We start from the raw sequence: 18,003 nt of genomic DNA, 5'->3' as shown, positions 1-18,003 counted from the left end.
TTAAACTTAAATTTTGTCAAACTTTTCCATTAATTCAGCTAACGTTAGCGTAATAATTGTCGGTTTACCATGTACTGAAAGACTTGGACTCTCACATGCAAATAACTTATCAATTAATTCTTCAATAGCGTCATTGTTCAATGGTGTACCTTCTTTTATTGCCGCACTTTTGGCTAAAGATTTTGCAAGATTATCTCTTTTATCAACTTTTAAGTCAGTGCGATTATGCTTATAGTCTTCCAACAGTTGTTCAATAATCTGTTTCTCGTTTATATTATTGCCTAAATCAGCTGGAATCCCATCTACAATATAAGTAGTTTTTCCGAAAGGTCTCAATTGAAACCCTAAAGTTTGTATTTCTGGAAGAATCTCGTGTATTAATTCGAAATCAGATGGTGATAAATCGATGGTTGTAGGGAACAAACTTTGCTGACTACTACCTTGATTATTTGTTAATTGCTCTTTGTACTGTTCGAACAAAATACGTTCGTGCGCAGCCTGTTGATCAATCAACATAATGCCAGAATGAATTTGAGATACAATATATCTATTGTGAATCTGAAAGAAGCTTTTCTTAGATTCAGCTTTTGGAATGATGATCTCAGAAATTTCGGAATTGTCCTCTTCAATATCCAATAATGGTAATTGTGTTGGCGACTGATCTTCTGTAATTTGGTATAAGCTATCCCAATTTTTGGGAGTAGCCTCTCTTTCAAAACGAGAAGAATAGTCTGTTGATCTTGATCCATTCGAAGGCCTCAAAGTTCCTATTTCACTTTCAAAAGGATTAAAGTTTGGATTGAATTGGATAGTTGGAGCTTGAATTTCATCCAAAGGTTTGGTCGAAATCATATTGCTAAAACTCGTCTCTTGATCAAAATCTAAAGAAGGTGTAATGTTGTATCTACCTAAAGATCTTTTAACTGCAGAACGTATGATCGCATAGATAGCTTTGTCATCCTCATATTTGATTTCCGTCTTAGTCGGGTGGACATTGATGTCAATCTTGGAGGGGTCAATATCAATGAAAAGTACATACATGGGGAATGTCTCTGCTGGAAGAATTTCTTCGTAGGCATTCATTACCGCATGATTCAGATATGGATCTCGTATAAAACGTTTATTAACAAAGAAAAACTGTTCACCACGGGTTTTTTTTGCAAATTCTGGTTTTCCAATAAAACCATTAAGATTGATAATAGTAGTATCTTCTTCTACAGGAACTAATTTTTGATTATAATTATTTCCAAAAAGATGAACTATACGTTGCTTTAGTGTCCCTGGAGTTAAATGGAAGAGCTCATTATTGTCACTGTGTAGACTAAAGAATATTTCGGGATGAGCTAAAGATATGCGTTGAAATTCATCTATAATGTGACGCATTTCGACGGAGTTACTTTTTAAAAAGTTGCGACGAGCAGGTATATTATAAAATAAATTTTTCACGGAGATACTCGTGCCTGATGAAAGTGCTTCGGGAAATTGATTTACGACTTTCGACCCTTCTATTTGGACTACATTTCCTAATTCATCCTCAATACGACGAGTTTTAAGTTCTACTTGAGCAATGGCCGCAATGGATGCCATGGCTTCACCACGAAAGCCCATCGATCGAATGGCAAATAAATCTTCAGCTTTACGGATTTTGCTGGTAGCATGACGTTCAAAACAGAGACGTGCATCTGTTACACTCATACCACAGCCATTATCAATGACTTGAATCAATGATTTACCGGCATCTTTTACGATAAGTTTTATACGATCTGCACCAGCATCAATAGCATTTTCTATCAATTCTTTGACTGCTGAAGCAGGTCTTTGTACCACTTCACCTGCAGCAATTTGATTGGCTACTGCATCGGGAAGCAATTGAATTATATCCGACATACGTTACAAAGTTACGAAAAAAACTATGGCTAACGATTGTCGATAGAGATATAATACGCACAAAAAAAGGTAGCAAATGCTACCTTTTTTTGTGCGTATTATATTATAAAATCTTATAAGGTGATTTGACGCTTGATGCTTTCTTCAAGTGAAATAATAGTTTCAGTGCGTTGTATACCTTTTAGACCTTGTATATCTTCGTTTAACACCTTGCGAAGGTGAGCTGTATCACGACAGATGATTTTGGCAAACATAGAATATTGACCAGTACAATAGTGTAATTCCACTACTTCTTTGATGTTTTTCAATTGCGCAACTGCATCAGAATATTGCGAACCTTTTTCTAAATAAATTCCCAAGAAAGCCGTAATATCAAACCCAACTTTTTGTGGGTTGATGATTAAGTTTGAACCGTGAATAATTCCTAGCTCTTCCATTTTTTTCATGCGAACATGGATAGTTCCACCTGATACAATCAGTTTTTTCGCAATTTCAGTGTATGGAATCGATGCATCTTCCATTAGGATAGAAAGGATCTGTACATCAAGATTGTCTAAATCGTAGTTAGAATAATTTTTTTCCATAAATGTAATTTTGTCCAACAACCGTGACCACTATCACGATAATTGAGATTTTTTGTTTTAGGGCAAAAGCCCTGGTTTATAGATTTATAATTAGACAAATATTCGCAAATTATAAATAGCAATTTGCAATGCAAATATATCTATTAAAAATCTAATCTCTTTGAATCTTTTGCAAAAATAATAACAAAATTTGATATTTTATTTGGTTTTTTTGAAAGGATTCAAATTAAAATTAACATATTTATATATTATCACAACGTTTGACGTTTGTTATCTTTATAGATATATTAATGAACTAATTGAGGGAGGTATTATGGAAATAGAGGATGTAATCATTTCGCGCAAAAAACCAATCTATCCTGTAGGGCAGGGATTAGCTAAATATTTGAAGCTTTATCAGCGTGATGCAAAATTACCGATATCATATTTTGATTTACTGAATTTTCAAGAAACGGTTCCCGTAATGGATAAATTTGGAAATGATACGTATTGGGAAACCCCATTGTATCCGCAGTATGTTCAAGATCAACTGTATGATGGACTAAAGATTATATATGCCAAGTTAAAAGCTTCAGGCAATACCCGTATCGTGCAGCATAAGATTATTGATCGAATAGAATATTGTGCATTTGGGAATACGAGACCTTTTCGAATTCGTATTATCAATCGTCTGAATGATGTTTATGATTATTTTTACATTAAACAAGCAGATGCTTCCCGTATTTATGGGTTGGAGCTAGAAGAGATTTTATCGCCTAATCAAGTGAATTATTTATATGATTTTGAAACTCTTGTAGAGGAACATATTGTTGGAATCCCTGGTGATGTATTTAGTAAGACAAGAATAAATCATGTCGATTACAATCAAACGCGTATTGCGAAGGAGTTTGTGAAATTCAATGAGCGATGTACTATTGCTTTGCTTGGGGACATGCGTGCTTATAACTTTGTGATGCAAATAACTCCCGATTTTGATGATTTTCAATTTCGCATTCGTGCTATAGATTTTGATCAGCAATTTTATGAGGGAAATGCAAAAGTATATATGCCACAATTCTTTAAAGAATGTTATCCCTACGTGAAATTATGCATCGAGCATTTGACAGACAAGACCGTGCTGCAATATCAACAGGAAGAGCGTTCGTCTATAGTGCACCGTGTGCGTAGTGAGCGCCATCGGATTAAAGATCTTCGTGATGCATCTATAGGCCAGGAATTGTCTACAGTAGAGAATATTTGGAAGCTTAAAGAGGGGTATGCGAAGCTCTATAATAATGATCAATATTATCGATGCAAGACAATGACAGATATTGTAGAGTTAAATGTTAAGAATGTAATAAGATCAGTTCAGATCTAGCGTATTCGGTTTTCGTTATCTTTTACAAATGCAGACCAGCCCGAATAGTTTTTTGAACCAGTACTTGCATTTTGTTGGAATGAGTGGCAGACAGCTACAGCAAGCCCATCAGTAGCATCTAGGAATTCTGGAGTTTCTTTAAAACCAAGTAGTGTTTGAAGCATAGCTGCTACTTGCTCTTTACTGGCGTTACCATTTCCTGTAACAGATTGTTTGATTTTCCGCGGTGAATATTCAAATATTGGAATATCTCGACTCAATGCTGCGGCCATTGCCACGCCCTGTGCACGCCCTAATTTCAGCATTACTTGGATGTTTTTCCCATAAAATGGTGCTTCCAATGCGACGCAGTCAGGGTTATATTCCTCTATCAGTGCGAGCACTTTTTTAAAAATACGTTGCAACTTTAAGCCATGATCGTCTAGATGTCCCATTTTTACTACACCAAGAGTTTGTAGTGAAATCTTTTTACCTGTTTCTTTCACCACACCATACCCTAAGATTACAGTACCAGGATCTATACCGAGAATTACACGTTCTTTGGCTTTTTGTTTTAACATAGCACAAAAGTACACTATTGAAAAGGTTTTTACCAATTCCAATTGTTTTACATAAAATAATTGTTAAAATTGTGCGACCAGAAGGAAAATGCTATCTAAAACGCAAAAAAAATATTTCAATTATACTATCAAATTGACGATTGTCGGTTTGGCATTTTGGTTTGTTTATTCAAAAGTTAATAATCAAAAAAATCTTTTTGAATTCAAGTCATTGATCAAAGACATAGATACCTCTGCTATTTACTGGACTATAGCAATAGTAGTTTTTATGATGTTTATGAATTGGTTTTTTGAGATTGTTAAGTGGCGTTTTCTAGTGAAGGGCGTGGAGGAAATTAGTTTTTGGAAAGCTACACAGTCGGTCTTTTGTGGATTGACCTGGGCAATATTTACACCAAATCGTATTGGCGAGTATGGAGGGCGAATTATGCTTCTTAAGCCAGAGAATAGAGCTAGAGGAGCTGTGTTAATGGGGGTAGGTTTATTTGCACAGCTGGTATTGACCAGTGTTTTTGGAGCGTTGGGTATTGCTTGGTTTGTCGCTGAGTACGTTGAAGTGCCTTTTGGAGTGAATCTTGGTATATGGGTGATAGGAGTTATTTATGGCTTATCTTTTATTTTATTATACTTTAACGTCCAATGGATAGACTATTTGGTGAGCAAAATTCAATTCTTGAAGAAGATTCAACCATTTTTTGATGTATTGCGTAATGTCACTCTTTCGCAACTGCGAAAAGTTTTACTTCTTTCTTTGATACGATTCATCATTTTCACTTCCCAATATATTATCCTGATGTTCGTTATCCTGCCTGAAATAGCATTATTGCCGATGGTAATGATGATTTTTATACTGTTTTTTGTGCAATCTGCTTTACCAACCTTAGATATATTTGATTTTAGTGTGCGTAGCTTTGTTGCAAGCAATTTGTATGCTTATGTCACGACTCAAGATATTGCCGTAATGGCGATAGTGTCTTTCATTTGGTTCATTAACCTGATACTTCCGGCTATTATTGGTGCCTTTTTTGTTTTAAATGTAAACTATTTTAAAGATAGCGATGCTTAATATTTGTTTGATTGTTTTTGCTTTAATGTATGCCGCCATCGTTATTTATTTACGTAATGGATGGTCTTCTATTCCATTTTTCAAATCTGAAAATATCTCTGCGAAAAAAGTTTCTGTGCTGATTGCAGCAAGGAATGAAGAAGAAAATATAGAGACAACGATTCGGGCTATTTTGAATCAAAACTATCCTTCTTCTCAATTAGAATTAATTATTGTGGACGATCACTCTACAGATAAAACTGCTCAAATAGTATCATCCTATGCTGACAGAGGTGTGAAATTACTACAATTGCAAATAGGAGATAAGCTTAATTCTTATAAAAAATATGCGATTTCCAAAGCCGTTGAAATGGCTTCTGGAGAAATTATTGTGACTACGGATGCAGACTGTCGTATGGGGCGTAATTGGTTAAAAACAATTCTCAACTATTTTGATGAAAACGGCAGTTATATGGTGTCGTCTCCTGTATCTTATTCGGAGGAGAAATCATGGTTTGAGGAGTTACAGACGCTTGAATTTTTGTATTTGATAGGCTTAGGAGCTGCCGGTATTGGCAACGGTAAACCTACAACCTGCAATGGAGCTAATCTAGCATACAGAAGAGATGTTTTTTTTGAGATGGGAGGTTTTAAAGGTATTGACAATTTGGCTTCTGGTGATGATGAGCTTTTTCTACACAAAGTAGCAGAGAAATATGCTGATAAAATTGGATTTTGTAAGTCAAGAGAAGCAATCGTGTATACAGATGCAAAGCCAAATTTAGCTTCATTTATAAGTCAGCGTAAACGTTGGGCATCAAAAAGTACAAAATACAAAGATAAAAAGGTAATTGTGTTGGGTGTATGTATTTGGCTGTTTAATCTAGCTTTGATTAGTTCGATTATCACCTTTTTGATGTTACTGCCTAATTTTAATTGGGTTCTTTTGACTGCCTTGGGACTGAAGGTTGTGGTTGAATTTTTATTTATGGTCCCAGTTCTATCTTTTGCTAGGCGAATGGAATTAATTAAATATTTACCTCTATTATCACTCGTTCATCCTGTATATCTAGTCTATATTGGATTGGCCGGAAATATAGGTAAATATGATTGGAAAGGTCGACAGGTAAATTAGCCCTCTACCTTAGCTCTAACTGTATCTTCAGCTAATTTTACAATCTCTTCAATGGAAAGCCCTTCTGTCGCCAAAGGTTCTAAAATCTCCCATTTTAATGGGGTTAGCGGTCTTAGGGGGAAGGAGCCGTATTTTACCATTTCATATGAACCGGTTATTGCTACAGGGACGATTAATGCATTGGGGTTCTTCTTTATTAATGTAGCAATTCCACCGATATTGAATTGTTTCATTTTTCCTGTCCTCGTACGTGTTCCCTCTGGAAATATAAAAGCAGACCAGTTTTTTGACTTCATATTGTTAGCTAATTTTAAGATTTCAGCTATACTCTGTTTTGGATCTTTACGGTCAATGTTGGCAGCGCCACCATGTTTTAAGTTGAATGAAATACTTGGAATTCCAGCTGTAGCTAATTCAATTTTTGATATGAACTTTCCATGAAAACGACGTAAAAAATAGATCATTGCTGGAATGTCAAATGTACTTTGATGATTGGCAACAAATATGATTGCGGTGTTTAAAGGTAAATTCTTGTTGTCTTTAAATGTAACTGAGTTAAGCAATAGGTAATTGCAATGTGTCAAAAAAAAGTTGAGTATCTCGACACTTTTTTTATGTGCTGAATAGCCACCTATTTTTAGTGAAAACCATTGTATAGGATGGAATATGATTAACAATAAAGCAAAGGCTAAATAAAATATAGGGGTAAGAACAAATCCTAAAATTTTTCTCATGTTTTCGAATTAATTAAAATTTAGCAAATATAAACATAACCATTTGAGTACCGAAAAATCATTCTTGATATATATTTATATTTATTATAATTATTGAAAGAATACAGTAAAATCAGGTTGTAGGTGTATTGCCCAAAGTTGGGAAGATAAGCTTAATTTCTCCAAATTGGAATTTGAAATATGTGATGGAGAAGTTTTAGGAAAATAGGTGCTTTAGTAGAGCAAAAGTTTATTTTGATGTTTTTCTTGAGGTCAGGGAGCTTAGGGGGGAGATTTAGTAAGGTAACGTTATCCAACTCTAGGAAGTAAGCTGGATGATCTATTAATTAAAGTTAATCAATTGCGATATGAAAAATAATATTTATAAAGAAAGTCAAAGCTTTTGGACATGGTGGTTAGTAGCTATAATTCTAATCGTATCATTTTATGTGGTGAAACCAATTTTGGAATCTAATTGGAAGGTAGATAGTTCTAGCTATGTTGGATTAGGAATTTTTCTAGTAGTAATAATAGGTTTTGTATTGATGAGATTACATACTACTATTGATGGAACTGGCATTACTATTCGATTCTTACCTTTTGTAAGTCGTAAACAGTGGAAATGGGATGATATTGAGGAGATATATGTCACGCAATATTCTATTTCGGATTATGGAGGTTGGGGATATCGGATAGGTAAAAATGGTGTTGCTTACAATACCAAAGGTAAATATGGCATACAACTCAAACTCGTCAATGGGGATCGTGTCATGATTGGTACGCAGCATCCTAAAGAAATAGAAAAAAGAATTGATGAATATAAAAAGCCAACGAATAAAGATAATGACAAATCCGTTCGAGATATGCACTGAAATTAAATTATTAGTTGTAGAAATTCTATTTATAGCTGTATTTGTTTTTTTTATATTATTTAGATAGATAGTATAAATTGTAGGGATCGTTGAGTTATAAATTTTGAATTAGGCGCTTGAAGCAGGTCTGCAACTTAATATAAAAAGATTCGTTTAATGATATTTGGAATATTGTACTGTGTCTGATGATTTATTTTTTTATTTGATTGTTGTCGGAATGAAAATTGCAATAAATAATAAGCGTAAAATTAATTCTGCAGTAGTTGTGCTTTTAGTGAGACTTTGGCGTACTTTTTACAATTTTTAAATCGATTTTAGTAATGAAATATATTGTTATTACATTCTTCTTGATTCTACAATCTTGTGTTGGCTATACACAAGATTTGGTCGGAACATGGTCTGGAAAGTTAGATTTTGGAGTTCAGAAGCTTTCTTTTGTGCTGCATTTATCACAAGAGAATGGCGTGTGGTCTGCTAAAGCAGATAGTCCTGATCAAAACGCTTTCGGTATTCCATTCAAAATGGAAGTAAAAAATGATTCAATCTTTTTAGATAATCCAAGTGGCATAAAAGTACGTTTGAAAACAAATGAACCAAATACTTTAAGCGGAACGTTTTCCCAGAATGGTGTTTCTATACCTCTAGTTTTGGAGAGAGGGAAACAGGTCTCAACGCCAAAAATTAGCACGAAGTTTCAGACACCTAAATCTCCATATCCTTACGATACGTTAAATGTTGAGTTTCTTAATACATTTTCTAACATCAAGTTAGCTGGGACAATAACACAACCTAAGGGTAAAGGTAAGTTTCCTGCTGTTATTTTGATCTCGGGCTCTGGTCCTCAGGATCGTGACGAAACACTATTTGGACATAAGCCATTTAAGGTAATAGCTGATTATTTGACTCGAAATGGTGTGGTTGTATTGCGGTATGATGATAGAGGGGTTGGCAAAAGTGAAGGGGCATTTGCAACTGCTACTATTGATGATTTCAGCAAAGATGCAATTGTTGCATTCAATTATTTGAAGAAGCAAAAAAACATTGATATTAATAAAGTTGGAATTATTGGTCATAGTGAAGGAGGGCTGATAGCGAATTTGTTAGCTGGTCAAGGGCTTCCCAACCTTTCTTTTATAATAACACTGGCAGCACCAACAGTTCCAATTCGGGATTTGATGATTGAGCAATTGTATAGTGTAGGCAAATCAGAAGGAATGTCCGATTTTCAGTTAGCAATGGCACGGGAAATTAATGTAAAGAATTTTGATGCGGTAAAAAGTAATCTTAATACAAATGAGGCGTATGAACTGCTCAAAAAAAATATGAATATATTAGAGGAGTCTAACAAGAATGCTGTCCTTCGTAAGGAGATGTTGATGTTGTTGACACCTGCATACCGGTATTTTGTTCGTATAGACCCACAGCCATTTATTAAGAATATATACATACCAGTATTTGGCGCCTTTGGGTCTTTGGATGTACAAGTCCCATCAACAATGAATCTAAAGGGGTATCATGATAATTTGCCTAAAAATTCTAAATCAGTCTTTAAGGAATATGATGGTATGAATCATCTCTTTCAGAAAGCAAATACTGGAAGAGTTGCAGAATATGGTCAAATCGATGAAACAATAAATCCACAGGTACTAACAGATATTGTGGAATGGATAAGAAATTTGTAATAATAAAGCATAATTGGAAGATTAGGCTTTGTTACTAAGGAGTAGTATTTGATACGGGTAATACTTTTCCATTATAATATTTACTACCATTTTGAGCAAATTCTGACACGTAGCGGCCCATTTCAAAAGCTAATGTGCCAGCTTCTAGTCCTGGAAATGCCTCTTCAAACATTTCTGTTTGTGAAGAGCCTAGCGCTAGACAGTTCACTTTTATATTTTTGTCTTTAAATTCTTCTGCTAAACATTCTGTCAAGACTGCTAAGGCCCCTTTACTAGCAGAATAGGCACTCAAACCAGCAAATTTTACAGAACCTTGAAAGCCACCCATACTGCTGATATTTACGATATGACCGCCTTCAGTCATTAGAGGAGCAATATATTTGATCATATTCACATGTCCTAAAACATTAGTTTGGAGCATATATCCAAATTCTTCTGCCGAGGTATCTAAAAAGGATTTGTTTATTAATGCACCAGCATTGTTAATCAGTATATCAACTTTATCAAATTTGGATTTGATAAATGGAATGAGTGAGTCAACATAGTTGTCGTATACTATATCAAATTGAGCAGGGTATAATTTCCCCCCATCAAAATTTAAATCAGAAGCAATTTCGTGAAGTCGACGTAATTTATCTGCAGAACGTGCTAAGGCAATAACATTATTGTTTTTGTTTGCTGTCAAATCTAATACAGTTTCAAAGCCTATTCCACTACTAGCACCCGTTATTATAATATTTGCCATGATGATTAATTTTCTTCGTTTTTTTCTGTTACTATTTCTTGCTCTACTTCTGCAGCTGAAGGTAATTTTTTTGCCCCTAATCTTTCAGGTCTAAATATGTAGTAGATGCCTGATGTAGCCATCAAGAGTGATATGATGTAAAAAAATAAACTCAATAATACGGCAGTATGTTCATTGATTTGAAGATAAGTAGCTCCGTAGAGCATGACCAATTCTCTCAAGCCAACACCCCCACCAATTGATGGTACAATAGACACTAATGATGATACCAAGAAAATTAATAGGTAAGGGGAGAATTTTTCTTGAAAATTCAAAGAATACAATATAAGGATAGCAGCTATCACCTGAAAACCTTGTACACCTACAGCTTTTATATGTGTAGAGATGAATTTCTTTGCAAAATCTTTAAAAAATGTATGTAGTACAAAGTAATAGCTAATAGTTCCGACTATTGCTGCTGATATGGTTATATAATTAGGAATAGCCAATCTCGGCATGAAAATTACTAATGCACAAATGATGATGCCTAATGCCCAGAGACCACTTAAACGATCAAAAAAAACGGCACTAAGGACTTTTCTACCTTTGATTTGATGTTCTTTCTTTAAAAAATATACTTTATAACCGTCACCGCCAATTCCTCCTGGTAAAAAGAAGTTGTAAAGAAGCCCTAATTGATATAATCTGAAATTATATCGTTCAGTAAGGGATAATTTGATGGCTTTGAAGAAGGAGTTAAGACGCGAAGAGGCAATTAATTGGGATATCGCATAGCTGCAAAACGCTAAAAATAGAAATCCCCAATTACAGTTGACTAAAGCAGTTTGTAATTCTTGGAAATCAATTTTACGGGTGACCCAAAACAAAGCTCCAAATGTGACAATGACTTTGAAGATGTTTTTAGTTATCTCTAGGGCTTTGTTTTTCTTCATCCTTATGGTATGCAATGATTGCAAAAGTAAGCATTCTTTACAATATTGATTCTTTGTAATAATAAAATTGCTTGTGGTATGATTTTTGGATGACAAGGCAGATTAGGTATAGTAGATAAGTATATCTTTGTATCACTAATGTTCAATTAAGAAATAAACAATAATAGTTATGCGTAAACATATTCTTTCATTATTATCACTATTTACAGTGATTGCTCTATTGTCAAGTTGCGGTGCACAACGCAAAGATGGTGGATCTAGTGCTAGTGCATCAAGTTCAGTTTCTACTTCAGGCCCTTCAGCCTCACAATGGCGTAATGGTGTCAAAGGATCTTGGGTGTTAAATTCTGTTACTCGTCAAGATATTCCACAGGCATATACCATTAAAAATATTTTTGATGAGGCTCCTGTTGATTGTTTCATTGGTAGTGTTTGGAATTTACCTACAGGAAATTACAGAGGCAGTATTACATTCAATGCAGCAGGTACGTTGTGTGCAAATGGCGCAGTAAGAACTATAGTATGGTCAATTTTTAACCCTAAAGATGGCGGAGAACCTGAGTTTCAATTCAAAAAGATATATGCTGGAGATAAAGCTACAAATGTAACTACAGGATATCGTTTGGGGCTTTCATACGCTGATGGTGAAACATTAACAATGAAAATGCCAGTAGATTTGGATAATGGAACTAGAGGGCATTTGATTTTGAATTTTACTAAACAAGTAAATTAATAACATAAAAAAACTCCGGTGTAAATCGGAGTTTTTTTATGTTATTTAGTTTTTTCTAATGCTTGTATAATATCCCCAATGATATCTTCTTTGTCTTCCAATCCAACTGAAAGGCGAATAGTCCCAGGATGAATACCTAAATTTATTCTTTCTTCCTCAGTTAATTTAGCATGCGTAGTTGTTGCCGGATGTGTTGCGATAGTTCTAGAGTCTCCTAAATTCGATGTGTAACGAATCATTTCTAATTCATCGATAAATTGAAAAGCTCTCTCTTTCCCACCTTTTACTTCAAAAGTTACAATACCTCCACCTGCTTTCATTTGTTTTTTAGCCAATTCATATTGTGGATGTGACGGAAGGAATGGATATTTTACATCCTTGATTTCTGAATGCTGTTCTAATGTTTCGGCTAATGCATAAGCATTTGAACAATGTCTATCCATTCGCAAACCTAGCGTTTCCAAGCTTTTGGATAATACCCATGCATTGAAGGGCGACATCGCAGGTCCAGTATGACGAATGAAAAACATTAACTTGTTTATTAATTCTTTTGAGCCAACGATTACGCCGCCAAGTACGCGACCTTGTCCATCCATGTATTTCGTAGCCGAATGAATGGAGAGATCAAATCCAAAATGTAATGGCTTTTGTAGATAAGGTGTAGCGAAGCAATTGTCAATAGAGAAAATTACATTAGGATATTTCTTTTTAAGGGCACCTAATTTTTCCAAATCATACAATTCCAATCCAGGGTTTGATGGTGATTCTAAGAATACAATTTTAGTATTGGGTTGAATAGCTTTTTCCCATTCATCAATGTTTGCCGTGTCAACATAAGAGTATGTAACGCCCCATTTAGGGAATTGTTGTGTCAATAATTGATGTGTTGACCCAAATATTGCGCGACTTGACACGATGTGATCACCAGCTTCGATAAATGCGGCGAAAGATGCGAAAACAGCAGCCATACCTGAAGCAAAAGCTAATCCTGCTTCAGCATTTTCAAGTGCGCAAACACGGTTGATAAATTCAGAAGTGTTTGGATTAGCGTAGCGAGAATATACCATTCCTTCTTCCTCTTCTGCAAAAATAGCTCTCCCTTGTTCTGCACTATCAAAAATAAAACTTGAAGTTAAATATAATGGAACAGAATGCTCTCGAGTAGCTGAACGTGGTGCTTGTTCACGTATTATTCTGGATTGATCTTTTTTCATAATGGTGGTAAAGTTAATAAATTGTTGTTTTAATCTCTATCAATACAGTCGTGATTTTTTAATTTATTTATCGTCTTATATACTAGGATGTTTAGAGTGTGTAAATCGATTGGGGTTTCATTCAAAATGTAACTTTTTTATTGTTTTTTTGTTTAAATATTTATAATATCTTCTTTCTAAGATAATTTAGTTTAATTTTTTGATAAAATAGTTTATCTAAATTTTAACAAATGATTGTATTTTGCTGTACGATCAAAATATTACCATGTTATTTGGTAATGTATTAATAATTATAATCCTTGAAATTAGCATGAAGACTTCTTTATTTTTATTAGCAAACTGTTTTTTGGTGTCCCAATTGAGTGCACAACAAGCTCCTAAACCTTACGGTGCATTGCCTACAGAGCGTCAGTTGAAATGGCATGAAATGGAAACCTATTGTTTGATTCACTATACACCTACGACATTTCAAGATAAAGAATGGGGATATGGAGATGCTGATCCAAAAATATTTAATCCTTCGAAATTTGATGCAGAACAAATTGCTCAAGCAGCAGCTTCTGCAGGCTTCAAGGGATTGATTAGTGTGGCAAAGCACCACGATGGGTTCTGTTTGTGGCCAACGAAAACAACGACTTATAGCGTAAGTAATTCACCTTGGATGAATGGAAAGGGAGATATGGTAAAGGCATTCATGGAGGCGAGTCATAAATTTGGGATGGCCTTTGGAACCTATCTTTCTGCATGGGATAGGAATGATTTGAGATATGGAACACCAGCTTACACAGAAGCTTATCGTGAACAGCTGTCTGAATTAATGAGTAATTATGGTACACTATTTACATCATGGCATGATGGAGCCAATGGAGGAGATGGGTATTATGGTGGAAAAAATGAGAAAAGAACTATAGATCCTGTAACATATTATGAGTGGGAAGAGAAAACATGGCCTATAATTCGCCGTCTACAGCCTATGGCATCTATATTTTCGGATGTAGGACCAGATATGCGATGGGCAGGAAATGAACATGGTCACGCTGCTGAAACTTCTTGGGCTACAATCACACCTATTGGTAGAAATGGTCAAAAGCCTATGCCAGGAGCAAGTACAGACGCTTCAAATCTTCCAACAGGTACACGTGATGGAAAATTATGGATTCCTGCTGAATGCGATGTGCCACAGCGTCCGGGGTGGTTTTATCATAAAAATCAGGATAGTAAGGTGAAGACCCCAAATGAATTATTTGATATTTATATGAAATCTGTGGGGCGTGGAGCAAATCTGAATTTAGGTTTAGCACCGATGCCCGAAGGAATTTTGCATCCGAATGATGTAAAATCATTGCAAAAATTTGGAGAGAAGCTTGAAAAGACATTTGAAACAAATCTTACGAGTGGCGCGAAGGCAACATCAAAACATTTGCGTGGAAAAAGTAAGGAATTCGCTTTGAAAAATATTTTTGATAAGGATCGATATAGCTATTATGCACCAAAGGATGCGGTTTTAAATCCAGAAATAGAAATTGCGTTAAGTGGTGAAAAGGAGTTTGATATCATTCGTCTTCGTGAGAATATAAAATTGGGTCAACGTTTGGATTCAGTTGTTGTGGATCAATGGAAAGAAGGTAAATGGGAGAAGATCGCTTCGGCGACAAGTATAGGTGCAAATAGATTGATTAAATTGCAATCACCAATAAAGGCTTCTAAATTGAGGGTGAAATTATATGCTCCTGTTGCCCCAACATTGAGTGATTTTTCTTTATTCAAAGAGTACAGTGAACCCTTCAGTTATGATATTACTTCGTCCGTAGAAAGTAAGTCTCGTATAGCCTATCAGGTGATAAGTAAAGACGTAAAGTTTAATCAAGGTATCGAAGATCTGTCGTACGTTTCTTCGAATGAGATCGTGTTTAAACTAGATAGTCCAATTAAATCTTTAGGATACCAACCAAGACAGGATGGGGTACGAGAAGGGATTGTTCAGCACTATGAAATTATGGCTAGTGAGGATGGAAAAAAATGGATAAAAATTAAAGGTGGTGAATTCTCCAATGTCTTGTCCAATCCTATAGAACAAATGTTGGATTTTGAGAAAACCTTTGATTCAAAATATTTGAAATTTGTAGCAACAGGGATGAAATCAGGATTTAGCTTTAAAAGCTTTTCATTTTACAAATAACTAAATCGACCTAATGAAAAACATATTCTCTCTTATTCTCTGTTTGTTATTTATGAGTCTTCAGGCTCAAGATTTGAAGTTATTGTACGATAAACCAGCTGCACTTTGGGAAGAGACTCTTCCTCTTGGTAATGGTTGGATAGGGATGATGCCAAATGGAGGTATTCAGGAAGAAAATATTGTGTTGAATGAGATATCAATGTGGTCTGGTAGTTACCAAGATGCAAACAATTATGAATCCTATAAGCAGTTTAGTACAATTCAACAGCTTTTATTTCAAGGGAAAAATGACGAAGCAGAAAAATTAGTTAATCAGAATTTTGTATGCGTTGGGGCTGGTTCAGGACATGGTAATGGAGCAAAGGTTCCTTATGGATGTTTTCAAAATTTGGGTTACTTAAATATAAATTTTTTAAATTCTAAAAAGGGGACCGGGTATCACAGAGAATTGGATTTGAATTCGGGAATAGCAAAAACACATTATTCCTTAGGAGATACTTTATATACACGCGAATATTTTGTTTCACAAGATAAAAATTTGGGTGCGGTTAAATTATCCGCGAATAAGAAAAAGTCTATTAGTGTGGCACTGCATTTTTATCGTGATGAGAATGTAAAATCTCATATTGTTGATGGAAATACAATTCTAATTGAAGGAATTTTACCCAATGGAATTGGAGGTGATGGGTTAAGTTATGCGAGTAAATTTCTGGTGGTCAATAAAGGAGGTACTATTAGTAATTATGATAATCAAATCATTGTTAAAGACGCAGATCAATTAATCATTTATTATGCTGCAACTACAGATTATTATGATCACAATCCTACAGATTATGTGAACAATATTTTAGCTTCAAAGCTGAATTATGAAAAGCTAAAAACTAAGCATATTCGTGCATATAAACAGGTGTTTGATAGAGTAAATCTGAATATAAAGGATAATGAATCCAAAAGTCATCTTCCTACAGATCAGCGATTGGCTAACTTTTTTAAAAATCCTGCTCAAGACAATGGATTAGCAGTATTGTATTATCAGTTTGGACGCTATTTGACTATATCGAGTACTGCACGTAATTCTGATAAGGCTTTACCGCCAAATTTACAAGGATTGTGGGCACATCAGATTCAAACACCTTGGAATGGAGATTATCATCTTAATGTTAATGCTCAAATGAACCACTGGGGTGTAGAAACGGGCAATCTTTCTGAATACCATAGACCTTTTATTAATTTAATAAAACGTATTTCGGATGAGGGGAAAAAAACGGCGAAGGCATATTACAATGCTCCAGGCTGGGTAGTTTACATGATGACCAATATTTGGGGATATACTGCACCTGGTGAGCATGCGTCCTGGGGTGCAAGTACAGCTTCAGGATGGCTGTGTAACCATCTTTGGGAACATTACCAGTTTACAGAAGATAAGGAATACCTGCGTCAAGTATTTCCTATTTTAAAAGGAGCTGCAGAGTTTTACAAACACACCAATGTTTTTGATCCTAAAACTAGACAATATGTTACTTCACCATCAGTTTCTCCCGAAAATGCTTTTCGGTTATCTAATGGAAAAGCAGCTTCTGTCGTAATGGGACCGACTATTGATATTCAAATTGTACGTGAACTCTTTCAAAATGTAATTGCGGCAGATTCTATTTTGCAAATCAATGATTCGTTTACAAGTGTTTTGAGATCCGAATTACAACATATTCCTCCTGCAGTGGTCGTTAGTAACTCAGGTCGTGTCATGGAATGGATGGAGGATTATGATGAAGTAGAACCTACACATCGTCATGTGTCACATTTATATGGTCTTTATCCAGCGCCATTTATTTCGCCCATTACTACCCCAAAATGGGCTGATGCTGCTAAAAAGACTTTGGAAGTACGAGGTGATGGAGGTACGGGATGGTCACGTGCTTGGAAAATCTTGTTTTGGGCGAGGTTGCATGATGGTGATCATGCATTAGAAATCCTTCGTCAATTACTTAAACCGGCTATAAGTTTGGATGGTAAAGTTTCTGCTGGTACCTATCCAAATTTGTTCTGTGCACATCCTCCTTTCCAGATAGATGGTAATTTTGGTGGCTCTGCAGGGATAGGAGAGATGCTGGTGCAAAGTCATGATGGTTTTATTCACTTATTGCCAGCTTTGCCAAGCAATTGGTCTGATGGAGAAGTTAGAGGTATTCGTGTACGTGGGAATATTTCAGTAGACATAGTTTGGAAAAACAATAAAGTTGTGACCTATAAAATTCATGGAACAAAAGGAAGAATTGTTAATTTACGTGTGAATGATGTGGTTAATCGAGTTGTTCTTTAAAATTAAATAATGATATTTTAAATTAATTTTTGTAAATTCAATTTG

At 35.1% G+C, this 18,003-nt stretch carries 15 protein-coding genes; 8 read left to right on the top strand and 7 right to left on the bottom strand.

Annotated elements, in window-relative coordinates:
- Positions 1 to 6: 6 nt before the first annotated feature.
- Positions 7 to 1,887 carry a DNA mismatch repair endonuclease MutL gene (gene mutL, locus IPZ78_RS07615; protein ID WP_225552401.1) on the bottom strand — a complete coding sequence of 627 codons (1,881 nt, stop codon included), beginning with the start codon at positions 1,885 to 1,887 and terminating at the stop codon, positions 7 to 9.
- 113 nt (positions 1,888 to 2,000) lie between these two features.
- Positions 2,001 to 2,471, bottom strand: a complete 471-nt coding sequence (locus IPZ78_RS07610) for an Lrp/AsnC ligand binding domain-containing protein (RefSeq protein ID WP_225552455.1) — start codon at positions 2,469 to 2,471, stop codon at positions 2,001 to 2,003.
- Positions 2,472 to 2,784: 313 nt separating this feature from the next.
- Between IPZ78_RS07610 and IPZ78_RS07605 the strand changes: the two genes are divergently transcribed.
- Complete coding sequence (locus tag IPZ78_RS07605; RefSeq protein WP_225552400.1) at positions 2,785 to 3,828, top strand: hypothetical protein; 1,044 nt, start codon at positions 2,785 to 2,787, stop codon at positions 3,826 to 3,828.
- Here IPZ78_RS07605 and ruvC read toward each other — a convergent pair.
- Positions 3,825 to 4,388, bottom strand: a complete 564-nt coding sequence (gene ruvC, locus IPZ78_RS07600; protein WP_225552454.1) for a crossover junction endodeoxyribonuclease RuvC — start codon at positions 4,386 to 4,388, stop codon at positions 3,825 to 3,827. The two genes, IPZ78_RS07605 and ruvC, sit on opposite strands and share 4 nt — an antisense overlap.
- An 88-nt stretch (positions 4,389 to 4,476) precedes the next feature.
- On the opposite strand from ruvC, the gene IPZ78_RS07595 reads away from it, so the two are divergent.
- Together IPZ78_RS07595 and IPZ78_RS07590 are read left to right on the top strand one after the other, a co-directional pair.
- The gene (locus IPZ78_RS07595; protein WP_225552399.1) at positions 4,477 to 5,454 is read left to right on the top strand and encodes a lysylphosphatidylglycerol synthase domain-containing protein; all 978 of its coding nucleotides are present in this window, start codon (positions 4,477 to 4,479) and stop codon (positions 5,452 to 5,454) included.
- Positions 5,447 to 6,568 carry a glycosyltransferase family 2 protein gene (locus tag IPZ78_RS07590; RefSeq protein WP_225552398.1) on the top strand — a complete coding sequence of 374 codons (1,122 nt, stop codon included), beginning with the start codon at positions 5,447 to 5,449 and terminating at the stop codon, positions 6,566 to 6,568. The genes IPZ78_RS07595 and IPZ78_RS07590 overlap by 8 nt, the downstream gene beginning before the upstream one ends.
- On the opposite strand, the gene IPZ78_RS07585 is transcribed toward IPZ78_RS07590, so the two are convergent.
- Complete coding sequence (locus IPZ78_RS07585) at positions 6,565 to 7,302, bottom strand: 1-acyl-sn-glycerol-3-phosphate acyltransferase (RefSeq protein WP_225552397.1); 738 nt, start codon at positions 7,300 to 7,302, stop codon at positions 6,565 to 6,567. The two genes, IPZ78_RS07590 and IPZ78_RS07585, sit on opposite strands and share 4 nt — an antisense overlap.
- Before the next feature lie 347 nt (positions 7,303 to 7,649).
- Between IPZ78_RS07585 and IPZ78_RS07580 the strand changes: the two genes are divergently transcribed.
- Together IPZ78_RS07580 and IPZ78_RS07575 are read left to right on the top strand one after the other, a co-directional pair.
- Complete coding sequence (locus tag IPZ78_RS07580) at positions 7,650 to 8,153, top strand: hypothetical protein (protein WP_225552396.1); 504 nt, start codon at positions 7,650 to 7,652, stop codon at positions 8,151 to 8,153.
- Positions 8,154 to 8,473: 320 nt separating this feature from the next.
- Positions 8,474 to 9,835 carry an alpha/beta hydrolase family protein gene (locus IPZ78_RS07575; protein WP_225552395.1) on the top strand — a complete coding sequence of 454 codons (1,362 nt, stop codon included), beginning with the start codon at positions 8,474 to 8,476 and terminating at the stop codon, positions 9,833 to 9,835.
- Between the two features lie 34 nt (positions 9,836 to 9,869).
- Here the strand turns inward: IPZ78_RS07575 and IPZ78_RS07570 are convergent, their stop codons facing one another.
- A complete protein-coding gene (locus IPZ78_RS07570) occupies positions 9,870 to 10,580 on the bottom strand; it encodes an SDR family NAD(P)-dependent oxidoreductase (RefSeq protein WP_225552394.1) in 711 nt (236 codons plus the stop codon).
- Between the two features lie 5 nt (positions 10,581 to 10,585).
- Positions 10,586 to 11,512 carry a lysylphosphatidylglycerol synthase transmembrane domain-containing protein gene (locus tag IPZ78_RS07565; protein ID WP_225552393.1) on the bottom strand — a complete coding sequence of 309 codons (927 nt, stop codon included), beginning with the start codon at positions 11,510 to 11,512 and terminating at the stop codon, positions 10,586 to 10,588.
- 169 nt (positions 11,513 to 11,681) lie between these two features.
- On the opposite strand from IPZ78_RS07565, the gene IPZ78_RS07560 reads away from it, so the two are divergent.
- Positions 11,682 to 12,245: a hypothetical protein gene (locus tag IPZ78_RS07560; protein WP_225552392.1), complete on the top strand. Its 564-nt coding sequence runs from the start codon at positions 11,682 to 11,684 to the stop codon at positions 12,243 to 12,245.
- A 41-nt stretch (positions 12,246 to 12,286) separates the two neighbouring features.
- On the opposite strand, the gene IPZ78_RS07555 is transcribed toward IPZ78_RS07560, so the two are convergent.
- Positions 12,287 to 13,459, bottom strand: coding sequence for a trans-sulfuration enzyme family protein (locus tag IPZ78_RS07555; protein WP_225552391.1), 1,173 nt, complete (start codon positions 13,457 to 13,459; stop codon positions 12,287 to 12,289).
- Positions 13,460 to 13,769: 310 nt separating this feature from the next.
- Here IPZ78_RS07555 and IPZ78_RS07550 point away from each other — a divergent pair, with 310 nt between their 5' ends.
- Both IPZ78_RS07550 and IPZ78_RS07545 read left to right on the top strand, forming a co-directional pair.
- Positions 13,770 to 15,638 carry an alpha-L-fucosidase gene (locus tag IPZ78_RS07550; protein ID WP_225552390.1) on the top strand — a complete coding sequence of 623 codons (1,869 nt, stop codon included), beginning with the start codon at positions 13,770 to 13,772 and terminating at the stop codon, positions 15,636 to 15,638.
- A 13-nt stretch (positions 15,639 to 15,651) separates the two neighbouring features.
- On the top strand, positions 15,652 to 17,958 hold the full coding sequence (locus tag IPZ78_RS07545; protein WP_225552389.1) for a glycoside hydrolase family 95 protein: 2,307 nt from the start codon (positions 15,652 to 15,654) through the stop codon (positions 17,956 to 17,958).
- Positions 17,959 to 18,003 lie beyond the last annotated feature (45 nt).

The sequence above is a fragment of the Sphingobacterium bovistauri genome (assembly GCF_020295405.1).
GTDB classification, from domain to species: Bacteria; Bacteroidota; Bacteroidia; order Sphingobacteriales; family Sphingobacteriaceae; genus Sphingobacterium; species Sphingobacterium bovistauri.
Note: the sequence above shows the minus strand (reverse complement) of the source record. Positions and strands in the feature narration are given on the sequence as shown.

Bases quoted from the DNA above. Each gene is read 5' to 3' on its own strand.
- mutL (WP_225552401.1), bottom strand. From the start codon at position 1,887: ATGTCGGATATAATTCAATTGCTTCCCGATGCAGTAGCCAATCAAATT.
- IPZ78_RS07570 (WP_225552394.1), bottom strand. From the start codon at position 10,580: ATGGCAAATATTATAATAACGGGTGCTAGTAGTGGAATAGGCTTTGAA.
- ruvC (WP_225552454.1), bottom strand. From the start codon at position 4,388: ATGTTAAAACAAAAAGCCAAAGAACGTGTAATTCTCGGTATAGATCCT.
- IPZ78_RS07555 (WP_225552391.1), bottom strand. From the start codon at position 13,459: ATGAAAAAAGATCAATCCAGAATAATACGTGAACAAGCACCACGTTCA.
- IPZ78_RS07585 (WP_225552397.1), bottom strand. From the start codon at position 7,302: ATGAGAAAAATTTTAGGATTTGTTCTTACCCCTATATTTTATTTAGCC.
- IPZ78_RS07575 (WP_225552395.1), top strand. From the start codon at position 8,474: ATGAAATATATTGTTATTACATTCTTCTTGATTCTACAATCTTGTGTT.
- IPZ78_RS07595 (WP_225552399.1), top strand. From the start codon at position 4,477: ATGCTATCTAAAACGCAAAAAAAATATTTCAATTATACTATCAAATTG.
- IPZ78_RS07560 (WP_225552392.1), top strand. From the start codon at position 11,682: ATGCGTAAACATATTCTTTCATTATTATCACTATTTACAGTGATTGCT.
- IPZ78_RS07605 (WP_225552400.1), top strand. From the start codon at position 2,785: ATGGAAATAGAGGATGTAATCATTTCGCGCAAAAAACCAATCTATCCT.
- IPZ78_RS07545 (WP_225552389.1), top strand. From the start codon at position 15,652: ATGAAAAACATATTCTCTCTTATTCTCTGTTTGTTATTTATGAGTCTT.
- IPZ78_RS07590 (WP_225552398.1), top strand. From the start codon at position 5,447: ATGCTTAATATTTGTTTGATTGTTTTTGCTTTAATGTATGCCGCCATC.
- IPZ78_RS07550 (WP_225552390.1), top strand. From the start codon at position 13,770: ATGAAGACTTCTTTATTTTTATTAGCAAACTGTTTTTTGGTGTCCCAA.
- IPZ78_RS07565 (WP_225552393.1), bottom strand. From the start codon at position 11,512: ATGAAGAAAAACAAAGCCCTAGAGATAACTAAAAACATCTTCAAAGTC.
- IPZ78_RS07610 (WP_225552455.1), bottom strand. From the start codon at position 2,471: ATGGAAAAAAATTATTCTAACTACGATTTAGACAATCTTGATGTACAG.
- IPZ78_RS07580 (WP_225552396.1), top strand. From the start codon at position 7,650: ATGAAAAATAATATTTATAAAGAAAGTCAAAGCTTTTGGACATGGTGG.